General features: G+C 74.6%; 13 protein-coding genes and 3 pseudogenes. 6 read left to right on the plus strand and 10 right to left on the minus strand.

What is annotated here, in order from left to right; genetic code table 11:
- Positions 1-268: 268 nt before the first annotated feature.
- On the plus strand, positions 269-2,941 hold the full coding sequence (locus IPL61_13340; protein MBK9032277.1) for a DEAD/DEAH box helicase: 2,673 nt from the start codon (positions 269-271) through the stop codon (positions 2,939-2,941).
- Positions 2,942-2,967: 26 nt separating this feature from the next.
- Positions 2,968-3,105, plus strand: coding sequence for a hypothetical protein (locus tag IPL61_13345; protein MBK9032278.1), 138 nt, complete (start codon positions 2,968-2,970; stop codon positions 3,103-3,105).
- 13 nt (positions 3,106-3,118) lie between these two features.
- Here the strand turns inward: IPL61_13345 and IPL61_13350 are convergent, their stop codons facing one another.
- The 7 genes and pseudogenes from IPL61_13350 to IPL61_13380 form a co-directional block, all read right to left on the minus strand.
- Positions 3,119-3,487, minus strand: a complete 369-nt coding sequence (locus IPL61_13350) for a hypothetical protein (GenBank protein ID MBK9032279.1) — start codon at positions 3,485-3,487, stop codon at positions 3,119-3,121.
- Positions 3,488-3,534: 47 nt separating this feature from the next.
- On the minus strand, positions 3,535-4,005 hold the full coding sequence (locus IPL61_13355; protein MBK9032280.1) for a hypothetical protein: 471 nt from the start codon (positions 4,003-4,005) through the stop codon (positions 3,535-3,537).
- Between the two features lie 28 nt (positions 4,006-4,033).
- Positions 4,034-4,849 carry a hypothetical protein gene (locus tag IPL61_13360; protein MBK9032281.1) on the minus strand — a complete coding sequence of 272 codons (816 nt, stop codon included), beginning with the start codon at positions 4,847-4,849 and terminating at the stop codon, positions 4,034-4,036.
- Between the two features lie 250 nt (positions 4,850-5,099).
- Positions 5,100-5,825, minus strand: a complete 726-nt coding sequence (locus IPL61_13365; protein ID MBK9032282.1) for a response regulator — start codon at positions 5,823-5,825, stop codon at positions 5,100-5,102.
- 154 nt (positions 5,826-5,979) lie between these two features.
- A pseudogene (locus IPL61_13370) lies at positions 5,980-6,126 on the minus strand (hypothetical protein).
- Between the two features lie 111 nt (positions 6,127-6,237).
- A pseudogene (locus IPL61_13375) lies at positions 6,238-6,465 on the minus strand (PAS domain-containing protein).
- Between the two features lie 108 nt (positions 6,466-6,573).
- Positions 6,574-6,924 (minus strand): annotated as a pseudogene (locus tag IPL61_13380) (PAS domain S-box protein).
- Positions 6,925-7,406: 482 nt separating this feature from the next.
- On the opposite strand from IPL61_13380, the gene IPL61_13385 reads away from it, so the two are divergent.
- Positions 7,407-8,201 carry a hypothetical protein gene (locus tag IPL61_13385; protein MBK9032283.1) on the plus strand — a complete coding sequence of 265 codons (795 nt, stop codon included), beginning with the start codon at positions 7,407-7,409 and terminating at the stop codon, positions 8,199-8,201.
- Between the two features lie 36 nt (positions 8,202-8,237).
- Here IPL61_13385 and IPL61_13390 read toward each other — a convergent pair whose 3' ends face one another.
- The 3 genes from IPL61_13390 to IPL61_13400 all read right to left on the minus strand — a co-directional run bounded on the left by IPL61_13390 (position 8,238) and on the right by IPL61_13400 (position 10,104).
- Positions 8,238-9,095, minus strand: coding sequence for a hypothetical protein (locus tag IPL61_13390; GenBank protein ID MBK9032284.1), 858 nt, complete (start codon positions 9,093-9,095; stop codon positions 8,238-8,240).
- Between the two features lie 128 nt (positions 9,096-9,223).
- Complete coding sequence (locus IPL61_13395; GenBank protein MBK9032285.1) at positions 9,224-9,469, minus strand: hypothetical protein; 246 nt, start codon at positions 9,467-9,469, stop codon at positions 9,224-9,226.
- On the minus strand, positions 9,466-10,104 hold the full coding sequence (locus IPL61_13400; protein ID MBK9032286.1) for a TetR/AcrR family transcriptional regulator: 639 nt from the start codon (positions 10,102-10,104) through the stop codon (positions 9,466-9,468). Before IPL61_13400 ends, IPL61_13395 begins: the two co-directional genes overlap by 4 nt.
- 68 nt (positions 10,105-10,172) lie before the next feature.
- Here IPL61_13400 and IPL61_13405 point away from each other — a divergent pair, with 68 nt between their 5' ends.
- From IPL61_13405 to IPL61_13415, 3 genes are read left to right on the plus strand one after another with little or no spacing between them, the layout of a single operon-like run.
- Positions 10,173-11,069 (plus strand): right-handed parallel beta-helix repeat-containing protein, encoded by an 897-nt coding sequence (locus tag IPL61_13405; GenBank protein ID MBK9032287.1) that lies wholly within the window; start codon positions 10,173-10,175, stop codon positions 11,067-11,069.
- Positions 10,985-11,536, plus strand: coding sequence for a hypothetical protein (locus IPL61_13410; GenBank protein MBK9032288.1), 552 nt, complete (start codon positions 10,985-10,987; stop codon positions 11,534-11,536). Before IPL61_13405 ends, IPL61_13410 begins: the two co-directional genes overlap by 85 nt.
- Before the next feature lie 15 nt (positions 11,537-11,551).
- Positions 11,552-12,721 (plus strand): hypothetical protein, encoded by a 1,170-nt coding sequence (locus IPL61_13415; protein ID MBK9032289.1) that lies wholly within the window; start codon positions 11,552-11,554, stop codon positions 12,719-12,721.
- The last annotated feature ends 401 nt before the right edge of the window (positions 12,722-13,122 follow it).

Raw genomic sequence — 13,122 nt, forward strand, 5'->3', positions numbered from 1 at the left:
CACTGATCGGCGATCGCCGGTTGGGCCGGTACCGGTCCCGCCGGTGGAGCAGGGCGAGCGGTCGAGGAGCCAGGACGCACCGCGCAGTCGTCATCCGCGTGAAGCTCCTGTCGTTCGGAGCGCCGCCACGACGCGACGGGGCCGGGCGGCGCGCAGAGGCCCCGGCGCCCGGCCCGACCGGCTGTCAGCCCTCGCTGGCAAGGTGCGCGGCGTGAAAGGCGCCGCACCATCGTCCGCGTCCTCCTTCCCCGCGTCCTCCGCTGCGCCCATGGGCGGCGCGGCCGAGGCGGCCGATCCGGAGCTGGAGGCGTTCGGCGTGCTCGCGGCCGAGGCGGCGCGGCACAGCACGGGCGTGCCGGGCGGGGTGCTGGCTCGGCAGGCGCTGGCGGTGACGGTGGGGACCGACTTCGGGGTCGCGAGTGACGCGCTCGAGGCGCTGGTGAGCCGCGCCAAGGCGGCGAAGCGCGACGAGCTCCGCATCGTCACCAGGCCGCGGGGCGGCGGTCGTGGTCAGTACCGCGTGGGCCGGCGCGGCAGCGAGCGCCGTCCGTACGACGTGTGGCTCGAGGCGGTGAGCCCGCCGATGGGCAGCTGCGCCTGCGCTGACTACGGGAAGTCGGGCCTGGGGCTGTGCAAGCACCTGTTCGCGGTGGTGCAGGCCGAGCTGCCGCGGCTGGCCAAAGGCCGCGGGCGGGGCGGGGCGGCAAAGTCCGCGACCGCGCCGACCGCGGCTGCGACCGCGACCGCGCCTGCGGCGACTGCGTCCACCGTCGGGCCATGGCTGGGCTGGGAGCCGGTGCGGCCGTTCACGGGCGTCGGCGACTGGCTGGAGCGCGTGGTGTGGCGAGCGCCGCGGTCGGCGCCGCGGGGCGTGGCCTCAGCCAGGGCGGCGGCGCTGTTTGCTCCGCCCACCGCGCCGACGGCAGATCGGCGGCTGCGCCGGTTGCGGCCGGACGATCCGATGGCGCGTCGGGAGATCGTCTCCACCTTGCTGGCGGCGATCGACAAGGGCCCGGCGGGGTGCGCCGAGCCGGCGCTGGTGCCGCTGCTCCAGGCCGAGCGCGATCGCCTGGCGCAGTCCGAGCGCGCGGTGCGCCCGCGGGACCTGTTGCGGCACCTGCGCAGCCTCAAGCAGCGCTTGTTCGCCTATCAGCTCGAGGGCGTGAGCCGGTTCCTGACCGACGGCCGGCTGCTGCTCGCCGACGACATGGGCCTGGGCAAGACCGCGCAGGCGATCGCGGCGTGTCACGTGCTGGTGGCCGCGGGGCGGGTCGAGCGCGGCCTGATCATCGTGCCGGCGGCGCTCAAGGCGCAGTGGGCCCGCGAGTGGCAGCTGTTCACCGATCTGCCGCTGACCGTGGTCGACGGCAGCGCGGCTGACCGGGCCCGGATCTACCAGCGGCGCGGCGGCGGCATCTTGCTCACGAACTACGAGCAGGTGCTGCGCGACCTGCCGCTCATGCAGCGCTACGCGCCCGAGGTGATCGTCCTCGACGAGGCCCAGCGCATCAAGAACTGGGCGGCCAAGACCTCGGCCTACGTCAAGCAGCTGGCGGCGCCGTGGCGGCTGGTCCTGACGGGGACGCCGATGGAGAACCGGTTGGGCGAGCTGTCGTCGATCCTCGACTGGGTCGACGAGACCGCGCTCGAGCCGCGCTGGCGCCTGACGTCGTGGCACGCGGTCCGGGGCGACGGGCGCCGCGAGGTGGTGGGCGCGCGCAACCTCGACACGCTGCGCGCCCGGCTGCGGCCGTGCCTGCTGCGCCGGCTGCGGTCGGAGGTGCTGGGCCAGCTGCCGTCGCGGCAGGACACCGCGGTGGCGGTGCCGTTGACCGCCGCGCAGCGCGCCGCCCACGACGACCTCGACCTGCCGATCGCCCGGCTGGCGGCGTCGGCCCAGCGCCGACCGCTGACGCAGCCCGAGTTCCTGCGGCTGATGAGCCTGCTCACCCAGCAGCGCATCATCTGCAACGGCCTGGCGCAGCGCGACTTCGAGGAGGTGTGGCCGACCCTGGCCGACGCGCGGCGGCCGAGCGCGGCGATGCTCGAGCGCCTGGCCAGCCCCAAGCTGCTCGAGCTGCGCGAGCGGATCGCCGCGCTGGCGGTCGACCAGGGCCGCAAGGTGGTCGTGTTCAGCCAGTGGCGACGCATGCTCAAGCTGGCGCACTGGGCGGTCGGCGACGTGCTCGGCGACGCGGGCGTGCGCGCGGTGTTCTTCACCGGCGACGAGTCGCAGCGGCGGCGGACCCAGAACCTGGTCGACTTCCACGACGATCCGTCGGCCCGCGTGCTGTTCGCGACCGACGCCGGCGGGGTCGGCCTCAACCTGCAGCGGGCCGCGAGCTGTGTCATCAACCTCGACCTGCCGTGGAACCCGGCGGTGCTCGAGCAGCGCATCGGCCGGGTCCATCGGTTCGGGCAGGCGCAGCCGGTCGACGTCTACGCGCTGGTCGCCGACGGTGGCATCGAGGCGCGCATCGTCGGCCTGGTCGGCGACAAGAAGGCGCTGTTCCGCGGGGTGTTCGACGGCACCAGCGACGTCGTCGACTTCGCGCAGGCCGGCACGTTCCTCGATCGCGTCGAGCGCCTGGTCGAGCGCCCGGTGGTCGACGCGGTCGCCCTCGGCGACAGCAGCGACGGCGCTGACGACACCGCCGTGGAGCTCGCGAGCAGCGACGGCCCCAGCGACACGCTAGGCCCGGTGACCGCGGAGCCTGTGGTCGCCGTCGGCGTCCCGGCGCTCGACGGTGGCGCCGCGGCGGTCGGGGCGAGCGACGCCGCGACCCTGCAGCGCCTGCTCGGGCAGATCAGCATCCGGCCTCTCGCCGACGGCCGCGTCGCGGTCGAGGCCCCGCCCGCCGTGGCCGCGTCGGTGGCGACCCTGCTGCGCGGGCTGGCGGGCCTGCTCGACGCGCAGGCGGCGCGGCCGCCGGCGGGATAGCGCGCGACGCGCCCGGGCGCGCGCTGGTGGAGCGGTGGCTCCGGGATCCGGCGCGGCGCCAGGCGCTCGAGCGCGCGTTCGCGGCGCACCTCGACACGCCCGCAGCGGCGACGCTGGCGGGCGCGGTCGATCAGTGGGCCTGGATGGTCGCCGGCACCGGATGACGGGCGCGGCGGGTCAGCCGCGGCCGGGCGGTGTGGGGCCACGCAGCGCGCGCAGCCAGCGCGTGAGCACCGGCTCGTGGTCGCGCGCGGCGGGCGTGGACGCGGTCGCGGGCTGGGCGGCCGGCACCCGCACGTCGCAGCGCGCGGTGGTGGTGGTAGGGCCGAGGCACCAGGTCTGGCCGAAGATGCGCATCGTGGGCGGCGCGGGCGGGGTGAGCCGCACGTCGCACGCCGTCGTCGGCGGCGTCGTCGGCAGACACACGCGCTTGCCGAGCAGCTGGATCGGCGCGGTCGAGGTCGGGGCGCCGGCCTGGGCCGGCGGCGTGCCTGCGAACCCCAGCATGAGGATCGAGGCGAGGGCAATGGACGTGTTCGTTCGCATGACGCTCTCCTTTCTTCTCGTGGTGGATGCGACCAGGGCCTGCGCGATCAGGCGGCGCCCCGGGCCGCAGGGAGCACGCTGGCCACGACCTCGGCGCGAAGCAAGTGGGGATCGAGCGGCAGGGTGAGCGCGGCCCGGGCGCCGAGCGCGCAGGCGCGGGGCGCGGCGTGCGGGTCGTCGGCGCCGACCAGCGCGACCGTGGGCAGGTGCCACGGCGCGCCGCACGCCAGCTCGAGGAGCTCGGGCGTGGTCCAGCGGGTGCCGGTGGTGTCGATGATCACCAGGTCCGGCGGGCGCGGATGGTGGAGATCGGGGCCGGCGATGCCGACCTGAGCGTAGAACTCGAGCGGCGCGCGCGGCATGGAGAGCCGGTGTCCGTCGCGGGCCAGGGCGTCGACGATCGCCGCGCGCCGGGACGCGTGCTCGCACGCGACGACCACGTGGGCGCCGCTGCCGCCGACACCGAGGGCGCCCGCGGCGCCGCCGGCGGCAGCGTGGATCTGCATGACGTTGCTCATCGAGGGCCTCCTTGGATGGTGTGCTCGGTCATTCCGGACCATCGCCGCGCGCGGTGTATTCCCGCCGCGGCGCGATGGCGACGGGCCTCGAGCTGGTGGGCGTGCCCGTCCGCGCCGGCACCGCGCCGGCGCCGTACGAGCGCGGTCCGGGCGGCGCCACCGGTGTCAGCACCGCCGAGCTTCGGTACGACGCCTGCGGCTGCTGAGCGCGCCGCGTCGGCGGCGCCGGGGACGGGGCGTCGCGCGCTACGCCGAACTGCGCACGGTGGAGCGCGCGGGGCCGTCCTGGCCGGGCCGTCCTGGGACGACCCGCGCGCCGCCGCAGCGCGGGCCGCGAGCCGCGCGGTCGCCGGGCACGCGCGGGCGTGGACCCGGGCGCGACGGTGGCAGGTCCATCACACCATGAGGACACCTTGAAGAACGTCATCGGCCCGCTCCTGGCGCTGCTCCTGGCCGCTGTGCCAGGGTGCGGCAAGAAGAAGAGCGAGCCGGCCGGGACCGCCGCCGCCCCACCGTCGACGCCGGCGACGCCATCGACTCCCGCGCCGCCGCCGGCGCCGCCGCCGGTCGAGGTGAGCTTCGAGGAGAAGGTCCTGGGGACGATCCCCGAGGACCGGCGCGCCACCGAGATCTCGTTCAGCCCCGTCGGCGCGCAGGTCGCGTACATCGGCGCGGCCGACGGCAGGAGTTCCAGGTGGCGGGGACAAGCCGGCGCGGCGTTCGACCGGATCACGGGCCTGTACTGGAGCGCGTCCGGCCGGCTCGCGTACAGCGGCACGCGCGCGGGACAGACCATCATCGGGTTCGACGGCAAGGAGAGCCGGCCGTACACCGGGACGACCATGCCCGAGTGGAGCCCCGACAGCGCCCACCTGCTCTACGCCGCCGGGGGCGGGCTCGTCATCGACGACAAGATGATCACGCCGATCGGGCCGGTCATGCAGCACTACTGGACGCCCGACAACCACGTCGTCTACACCACCAAGCACGGCGGCGGCCAGGCCGTCGTCATCGGCGACAAGCACCAAGGTGGCCTACGGCGCCCGGCTCGACCGCGTGATCTCCTGGAAGGTGCTGGCGCAGTAGGCGCGGCGCTACGGCGCCGGCGGCAGGACCGCGCGGATCGCGGCGAGCAGCGTGTTCGAGTCGACCGGCTTGTGCAGGTGCGCGGTGGCGTCGACCAGCGTGGCGCCGAGGCCGCTGAACGAGATGATCGGGAGGCCGGGGGCGAGGGCGCGGAGCTGCGCGAGCGTGGTCGCGGGCGGCTGGCCGGGCATCGAGTGATCGAGCAGCACGAGGTCGGCGGGCGCTGCGCGGAAGCGCTCCACGCCCTCGGCGCCAGACGCGGCGGTCGCGACCCGGTAGCCGGCGCGGGTGAGCAGCGCGGCGATGATCTGGCGCAGCGCCGGCTCGTCGTCGATGATCAGCACCAGCTCGCCGTTGCCGGGCGTGGCGTCGGCGGGCGCGCCCTCGGGCGTGGCGTCGGCGGCGCGGTCGTCGAGCGGCAGCTGGATCGTGAAGGTCGTGCCGCCGCCGGGCGCGGAGTCACAGCTGATCGAGCCCCGGTGCGCGCGGACCGACGCCCAGACCGTGGCGAGCCCGAGCCCGGTGCCGTGGCCGATCGGCTTGGTCGTGAAGAACGGCTCGAACACGCGCCCGCGGATATCGGGCGCGATGCCGGCGCCGGTGTCGCGGACCTGCACCTGCAGCGCGGCCGGGGCGCCGACGCGGCCGGGGCGTCGCTCGACGATGACCTCGATCTGGGCGCGCGGCGAGTCGACGCCCTGGAGCGCGTCGCGCGCGTTGATGAACAGGTTCACGAGCGCCTGCTCCATCTGGGGCCCGTCGACGGTGACCGCGGTGGCCAGGCCGATCCCGCGCTCGGTCAGGGCGATCTCGCGGCCGAACGTGTTGCGGCACAGCAGCAGCGCGCGCGAGCACGCGCTCGAGCGACTCGAGGCGCGGCCGGGCCGCGTGGTCGCGCCGGCTGAACTGCATCAGCTGCTTGACCAGGTCGGCGGCGCGCAGCGCGGCGTCGCGGGCGCCCCCGAGGATCTCGGCCACCGGCGGGCGCACCTCGCGCGCGGCCAGCTCGATCGCCGGGACGATGGCCGCGAGCATGTTGTTGAAGTTGTGGGCGACGCCGGCCGAGAGCTGGCCGAGCGCGTCGAGCTTCTGGGCGTCGGCGACCTGGACCTCGAGCCGGCGGCGCTGGGTGTCGTCGACGACGCCGCCGATCAGGCCGACGATCGCGCCGTCGCCGTCGCGCACGACGCCGCCCTTGATGATGAACCACCGCACCTCGCCCGGGCCGTCGGCGCGCAGCTCGAAGTCGACGTAGACGCCCGACGCCATCGCCGCGTCGATGTGCGCGCGCATGGCCGGGCGCTGATCGTCGGACACCAGCGCCAGGAACTCGGCCCGGGTCCGGGGCGCGGCCTCGGGCGCGACGCCGAACATCTGGCACAGCTTGGCGTCCCAGGTGACCGCGTCGGTCGGCGCGTCCCACCGCCACACGCCCACGCCGCCGGCGTCGAGGGCGAGCGCGAGGTGCGCGTGGCCGTCGCGCAGCTCCTGCTCGGCGCGCTTGACCCGGGTGATGTTCGTGCAGATCAACGTGAGCCCGACCAGCGCGCCGCCCTCGTGGATCGGCCCGACGACGCTCCAGTACCAGTCGCGCGTGCCGTCGGGCGCCTGCGCGATGCTCTCGAACGACGACACCTCGCCGGTCCGGCGGGTCTTCTCGAGCGCCGCGCGCATGACGTCGTGTTGATCCGGCGGCGCGAACGAGTAGATCGAGTGACCGATCGGGGGCCGCGACGCGTACTCGGGCAGCACCCGGTTGACGAACTCGATCGTGCCGTCGAGCGAGATCCGCACCACGACGGCCGGCATCGTCTCGAGCAGCGTGCGCACCATCGCGCGCTCGCGGCGGTGGTCGCGCAGCTCGGCCTCGAGCGTCGCGATCCGTCGCTGCAGCGTGGCGTGCTGGTCCACGTCGCCGTTGTCCACCCCAGGAGCCACGACCGCATGGTCGCATCTGCTCCGGCCGACATCAAGGCGCGGCCGGGGGGACGACGCGGTGATCGCGCGGCCGGGCTCGCCGCCGAGCCGAACGCGCGCCGGCCGGCCGGCCGGCGACGCCGATTGAGCGCCGGACGACCGCGCGCGGTGTCGGCCTAGTACCTCGCCGCAGTGGATCTGACCGGTTGCGGGCGTCGAGGCGCGCCGAGCGCAAGGCGAACCGACGACGGGCTCCTCGCTGGAACTCGAGGAGGTTCAACGCAGCGATCGGCGATGGATCGGCGTCCTCAACCGGTCAAATTCATTGCGGCGAGGTACTAGCTCGGATGGTGGTCCGGGCGACCACTCCGCGCCCACCGCTGGACTACAGTGCGGCCATGCGCTGCGCATGGTCCCTGGTCCTGGCATCGTCCGGCGGCGTCTTGATCGCGTGCGGTGGTGCGCCGGCGCGGACCGCGCCGCCGGCGGCGCGACCGCTGTGCGTCGATCCAGCGGCGCCCGGCGGCATCGCGTTCGACGCGGCCGCCGGCGACGACGCGGGCGAGCCCGGTGACGAGCCCGCGGCCGCGGCGCTGCCCGCGGACTGGGTCGTGCTGGCGGCGGCGCCCGACGACGCGGGCGGGCGCCTGCTGGTCGGGGTCGAGGGCGACTGCGGCCAGACGTCGGACGCCGACCGGTGCAACCCGACGCTGTTCGCGGTGCCGGCCGGCGCGACGCCGACGGTCCGGGCCCGGGCCGAGCTCCAGTTCGACGTCGAGCTCGCCGCGATCGGCGATCTGCCGGTCCGCGTCGTCGGGCTGGCGGTCGACGATCGCGACGGCGACGGGGCGCGCGACGTGTGGGTCACCTACGAGCTGATGGGCCCGCCGCAGCCCGCGGTCGGATCGACGACGACGACCTGGGTGGCGTCGTTCGCGGTCGAGACCCTCGCGCCGCACCTGACGGCGCAGGTCGGCGCGCAGCCCGAGGCCGAGGTGCTCGACCTGTGCACGTCGACGCTGCACGCGGTCGACGCCGACTGCGACGGCGATCTCGACGTGGTCCAGGTCGAGACCTGCCAGCCGCAGCTGTGCGCCGGCGATGAGCCCGATCCCGAGACGTGCGCGGCCGGGCCGACCACGCGCTCGATCGTGCACGTCCGCCAGGCCGACGGAGGCCTGCGCGCGCGCTGATCCCGATCGCCGCGGACCGCTCGACCGCGCCCGCGGTCAGAACCGGTGCCACGCGGCGGGTTCGCGCGCGCCGGACGCGCCGGCCTCGACGTACCGCGGGGCCCACCAGCGCGTGTGTTGCGCGGCGTCGGTGGAGCCGTAGCCCGACTCGTTCCACAGGTAGAAGCTGGTGATCGCGTCGGCGGCGTCGTAGAGGACCGCGACGAACGTCGGGCCGTCGCCGGCCACTGGCCGGACGGTGAAGCGCCACTCGTACATGGTCCGGGCCTTGGCGACGCGCACCAGCGGACGCCCCGGGATCAGGCGGTAGTCGCCGGCCGGCAACCTGACCCGCGCGCCGCGCTCGACGAGGTACTCGTACGCGACGCCGGTGCGCCAGGCGTAGGGGCCCAGGTGCTGTCCGACCGGCGGGTTCTGGATCCGCGCGAGGTCGGCGCGGTCGTCCTGCTGCTCGTAGTCGGCGCTGCCGCCGCCGCGGTTGACCAGGCCGCCCCAGTTGATCTGGCGGGTCCGCGTGCCGGCGGGCCCGTCGACGTCCTGGAGGCCGCCGTGGGCCCAGGTGCCGTTGTTGAAGTTCACCTGCAGCGCGAAGAAGTTGAGGCCGGTCGGCGCGACCCGGTCGACGACGACGCGGGCGCTGGCGGCGACGAGCTCGCCGGGCGCGTCGAACGCGACGTGGGTGCGCGGATCGTCCTCGCCGCCGCCGATGCCGAACAGCGCCGGCGTGGCGGGCGCGATCGGCGCGGCCGGCGCGGGCGTCAGGGGCGGCGTGGGTGCGCGACGGCGCGCGTCGACGGTGCGCGCGTGGTGGCGGTGGTGCCAGCCGTGGCCGCGCCGCCGGCGATCGGCCGCCGCCGGGGCCGCGAGCACGGACAACCCGACCAGGCTGGTCAAGGCGACGACGGCGATCGAGCGGTTGCACAGCAGGGATCACCGACGAGGACGGCCGGGCGGGTATTCATCGGCCGTCGGCGGGCGCCCCGCGCGCGCCAGGCCTGGTGCGCGGCGCGGCGCGGCGCGGCTCAGGCGTCGGCGGGGTCGACCGGCCGCAGGTCGCGCGCGCACGCGGCGCCGGGCTCGAACGCGAGCTGGCCGCGATAGATCGCGTAGAGGCGTGGCCGCAGCTCGGCCCAGCTCGCGACGATCTCGTCGGGCGCGTCGGCGGTCGGCGCGGCGGTCGGCGGCGGCCGCGGCGACGACGCCGGCACGGCGCAGCCGGTGGCGCTCGCGATGATCATCGCCGCGACGCGGCCCAGGCGCGGACTCACGCGACCGCGTCCAGCGCGACGTCGGCGGGGCGCGCGGTGGCCAGCGCGAGGCCGGTCACGAGCGCGTCGATCACGAGCATGCCGTCCCGCTGCACCGCCGCCGGGTCGTCGGCGTGGGCCATGCTCATCGCGATCTCGCTGACCGCGGCCAGGAGCATGCGCGCCGCCATCGTCAGCGGCAGCTGCGGCCCGAGCCGACCCTCGTCGCGCAGCCCGGTCACCAGCGCGGTGACCAGGCCCAGGCCGATGGCGTGGTCGATCGAGCGGCCCTCGACCCGGTCGAGCACGCCCGGCGCGTCGCGCAGGACGATCCGCGCGTACGCGGGCTCGGCCGACGCGGCGAAGAACGCGCCGACCGCGGCGAACAGCCGGGCCCGCGCGTCACCAGCGCAGGCGGCGACCGCGTCGCTCACCTGGACCGCGAGCTCCTCCTCCATCTCGAGGTAGACCGCGGTGAGCAGCGCGGCCTTGCTCTTGAAGTGGTGGTAGAGCGCGCCCTTGGTCAGCCGCGCCCGCGCGGCGATGTCGTCGAGCGACGCCTGGGCGTAGCCGCGGGCGGCGAACTCGTGACGGGCCGCGGCCAGGAGCGCTCGTCGCGTGTCCTCGACATGGAGCGCGCGGCGCGTGACGGCCATACCCGGAGTATGTTACATACCGCAGGAATGCTCAAGCCAGGTGCGGCACGATACCGCACGGAGGACTCATGACTCGAACGATGTTCACGGCGGCCGCGCTGGTGGTGGCCCTCGCTGCCTGCGGCGGCGACGACAACAACTTCCCGACCAACTCGTGCGCGGACGTCACCGGGACGTGCGTGCAGATCAACGGCGGCGACGTCGAGCTCTTGCAGACGACCGTGAACACGATCGCGCCGGGCACGACGATCGTGCTCGGCTCGGGCACGTTCGCGATGACCAACTCGCTGACGATCCGCTCGGCCGGCACCCACCTCATCGGCCAGGGCATCGACGTCACGATCCTCGACTACGCGACGACCGCGGCGCAGGTCAACGGCGTCGACGTCCAGGGCGACGACTTCCTGGTCCAGGACCTGACCGTGCAGGACGCGCCCAAGGACGGCATCCGGGTCGAGGCCAGCGACGGCGTCGTGTTCCGCCGGATCAAGGCGGCGTGGTCGACCCCGTCGGACTCGACCAACGGCGCCTACGGCATCTACCCGGTCAAGTCCCAGCACGTGCTGGTCGAGGACAGCCAGGCCGTGAACGCGTCCGACGCCGGCCTGTACGTCGGGCAGTGTCAGCACGTGATCGTCCGCAACAACACGGTCACCGGCAACGTCGCCGGCCTCGAGATCGAGAACACCCAGTACGCCGACGTCTACGGCAACACCGCCGACGACAACACCGGCGGCATCGTCGTGTTCGACCTGCCCGGCAACCCGATCGTCGGGCGCGACGTGCGGCTGCGCGACAACATCATCCGCAACAACAACCACGTCAACTTCGCCCCGGCGGCACGGTCGCGTCGATCCCGTCGGGGACCGGCACGTTCGCGATGGCGTCGCGCCGGGTCGAGATCACCGGCAACACCTACGAGAACAACAACACCGGCGACATCGCGCTGGTCAGCGGCCTGGTGATCGAGGGCCGCGAGACCAGCTGGGAGCTCGACACGACGACGATCGCCGGCCAGTGGAACGACCTCGGGCTGATCCCCGGCGCCGGCGCCAACACGATCACCAACTACCGCAGCGAGAACATCGTCGTCGCCGGGAACACCCACACCGGCTCGGGGCTGCACCCCGACACCGCCGACCCGCTCCAGTTCGGCGTGCTGCTCATCCTCACCTACGCGACCAACCCGGTCGACAGCGTGCTCTACGACAGCATCGGCGAGGCGGGGTTCGACTCGACCGACCCGACGATGAACACCAACGACAACCACATCTGCGTCGGCGGCAACACCAACGGCACGTTCGCGAGCATGAACCTCGCCGTGCAGTCGGCCGCGAACCTGGTCCCGTTCTTCCGGCCGGCGGCGCCGTTCGCGCCGTTCGATTGCACGACGCTCGCCGGCGGCCCGATCGCCGACGTCGTCCTGCCCTGAGGCCCGGAGGCTGTCATGCGGAGCTCCTGCACGCTGGGCCTGGCGGCGCTCGCGGTCGCGGTCACCGTCGGCTGCGGTGGTGACGACGGCGGCGGTGGCGTCGATCTGAGCCAGCCGGTCCACGTCGACGTCACCGCGTCGCCCCCGACCACGCTGTCGGCGTACAACCTGTTCGCCTGGGACCCGGCCACCGGCACCACGTTCAACCCCACCGACGATCGGGTCGTCGCGTACGACCTCAACGCGCCGCTGTTCTCGGACTACGCGCAGAAGCAACGCGCGGTGTACCTGCCCGCGGGCGCGGCGGCGACGTTCGATCCCGAGCTGGTGTTCGACCTGCCGGTGGGCTCGGTGCTGCTCAAGAACTTCGCGTTCCCGGCCGACCTGCGGGCGCCGACCGTCGGCGTGCGCCTGATCGAGACCCGGCTCCTGGTCCGGTACCCGGACGGCTGGCGGCCGCTGCCCTACGTCTGGAACGACGACCAGACCGACGCCGAGCTGGCGCCCGCGGGCGACGTCCAGGTGATCAGCTTCGTCGACGACGACGGCCTGCCGCGGACGTCGAACTACCTGGTGCCGCAGAAGAACCAGTGCGAGACCTGCCACGCCCGCAAGGCCAGCCCGACCGCGGCGCCGGCGATCGTACCGATCGGCGTCAAGGCCCGGCACCTGAACCGCACCTACCCGTACGGCGGCGCGGTCGGCACGGTCAACCAGCTCGATCGCCTGGGCGCGCTGGGCATGCTGACCGGCGCGCCGCCGACCGCGTCGATCCCGGCGGCGTACGATCTGCGCGTGCTCGACGCCGGCGGCGTCGCGGCGATCCCGCCGGCCGACCTCGATCAGGCCGCGCGCTCGTACCTGGACATCAACTGCGCGCACTGCCACGACCCGAACGCGGTGCAGGGCATCACGTCGCAGCTGTTCCTCGGGCACGACAACGTCGACCTGTTCCGGCTGGGGTACTGCAAGCGCCCGGGCAGCGCCGGCGCCGGCACCGGCGGGTTCGCGTTCGACATCGTCCCGGGCGATCCCGACACGTCCATCCTGTACTTCCGGCTGTCGACCGAGGAGGTCGGCGCGATGATGCCGCTGCTGGGCCGGTCGCTGACCCACACCAAGGGCGCGGCGCTGATCCACGCGTGGATCGCCGCGATGCCGCCGGTCGACTGCACGACGATGTGAGCGCGGCGCGCTCGTCGGATCAACGCTCGGTCGGGGCGGTCGGGGCGGTCGGGCGGTCGGGGCGGTCGGGGCGGTCGGGGCGGTCGGGGCGGTCGGGGCGGTCGGGGCGGTCGGGGCGGTCGGGGCGGTCGGGGCGGTCGGGGCGGTCGGCTCAGCCTGCGCGACCTCGACCCAGTAGATCTGCTTGTGCGCGCGCGCCGTGAACGCCGCCTCCATCGCCTCGGCGTCGGCGCGATCGGTGAACCGCGCCATCACCGCCCGGTTGCCGTTGTCGTCCTGCCGCACCACCAGGTAGCCCATGCCACAAGGATGCCTGAGACGCGCGCCGCGTTGCGCGCGATCGCGGCGCGTCGGCGCCACGGCGCGATCGCGATCTCGTCGTGCCGCTGCCTGGGCGCGGG

This window comes from Myxococcales bacterium (assembly GCA_016717005.1).
GTDB lineage: Bacteria > Myxococcota_A > Polyangia > Haliangiales > Haliangiaceae > UBA2376.

What these genes read in the sequence shown, in the direction of transcription:
- IPL61_13355 (MBK9032280.1), bottom strand. Translation starts at nt 4,005, where the DNA reads ATGAGCAACGTCATGCAGATCCACGCTGCCGCCGGCGGCGCCGCGGGC.
- IPL61_13410 (MBK9032288.1), top strand. Translation starts at nt 10,985, where the DNA reads ATGGCGTCGCGCCGGGTCGAGATCACCGGCAACACCTACGAGAACAAC.
- IPL61_13360 (MBK9032281.1), bottom strand. Translation starts at nt 4,849, where the DNA reads ATGGTCGTCCCGGTGTACGGCCGGCTCTCCTTGCCGTCGAACCCGATG.
- IPL61_13385 (MBK9032283.1), top strand. Translation starts at nt 7,407, where the DNA reads ATGCGCTGCGCATGGTCCCTGGTCCTGGCATCGTCCGGCGGCGTCTTG.
- IPL61_13405 (MBK9032287.1), top strand. Translation starts at nt 10,173, where the DNA reads ATGACTCGAACGATGTTCACGGCGGCCGCGCTGGTGGTGGCCCTCGCT.
- IPL61_13350 (MBK9032279.1), bottom strand. Translation starts at nt 3,487, where the DNA reads ATGCGAACGAACACGTCCATTGCCCTCGCCTCGATCCTCATGCTGGGG.
- IPL61_13415 (MBK9032289.1), top strand. Translation starts at nt 11,552, where the DNA reads ATGCGGAGCTCCTGCACGCTGGGCCTGGCGGCGCTCGCGGTCGCGGTC.
- IPL61_13340 (MBK9032277.1), top strand. Translation starts at nt 269, where the DNA reads ATGGGCGGCGCGGCCGAGGCGGCCGATCCGGAGCTGGAGGCGTTCGGC.
- IPL61_13400 (MBK9032286.1), bottom strand. Translation starts at nt 10,104, where the DNA reads ATGGCCGTCACGCGCCGCGCGCTCCATGTCGAGGACACGCGACGAGCG.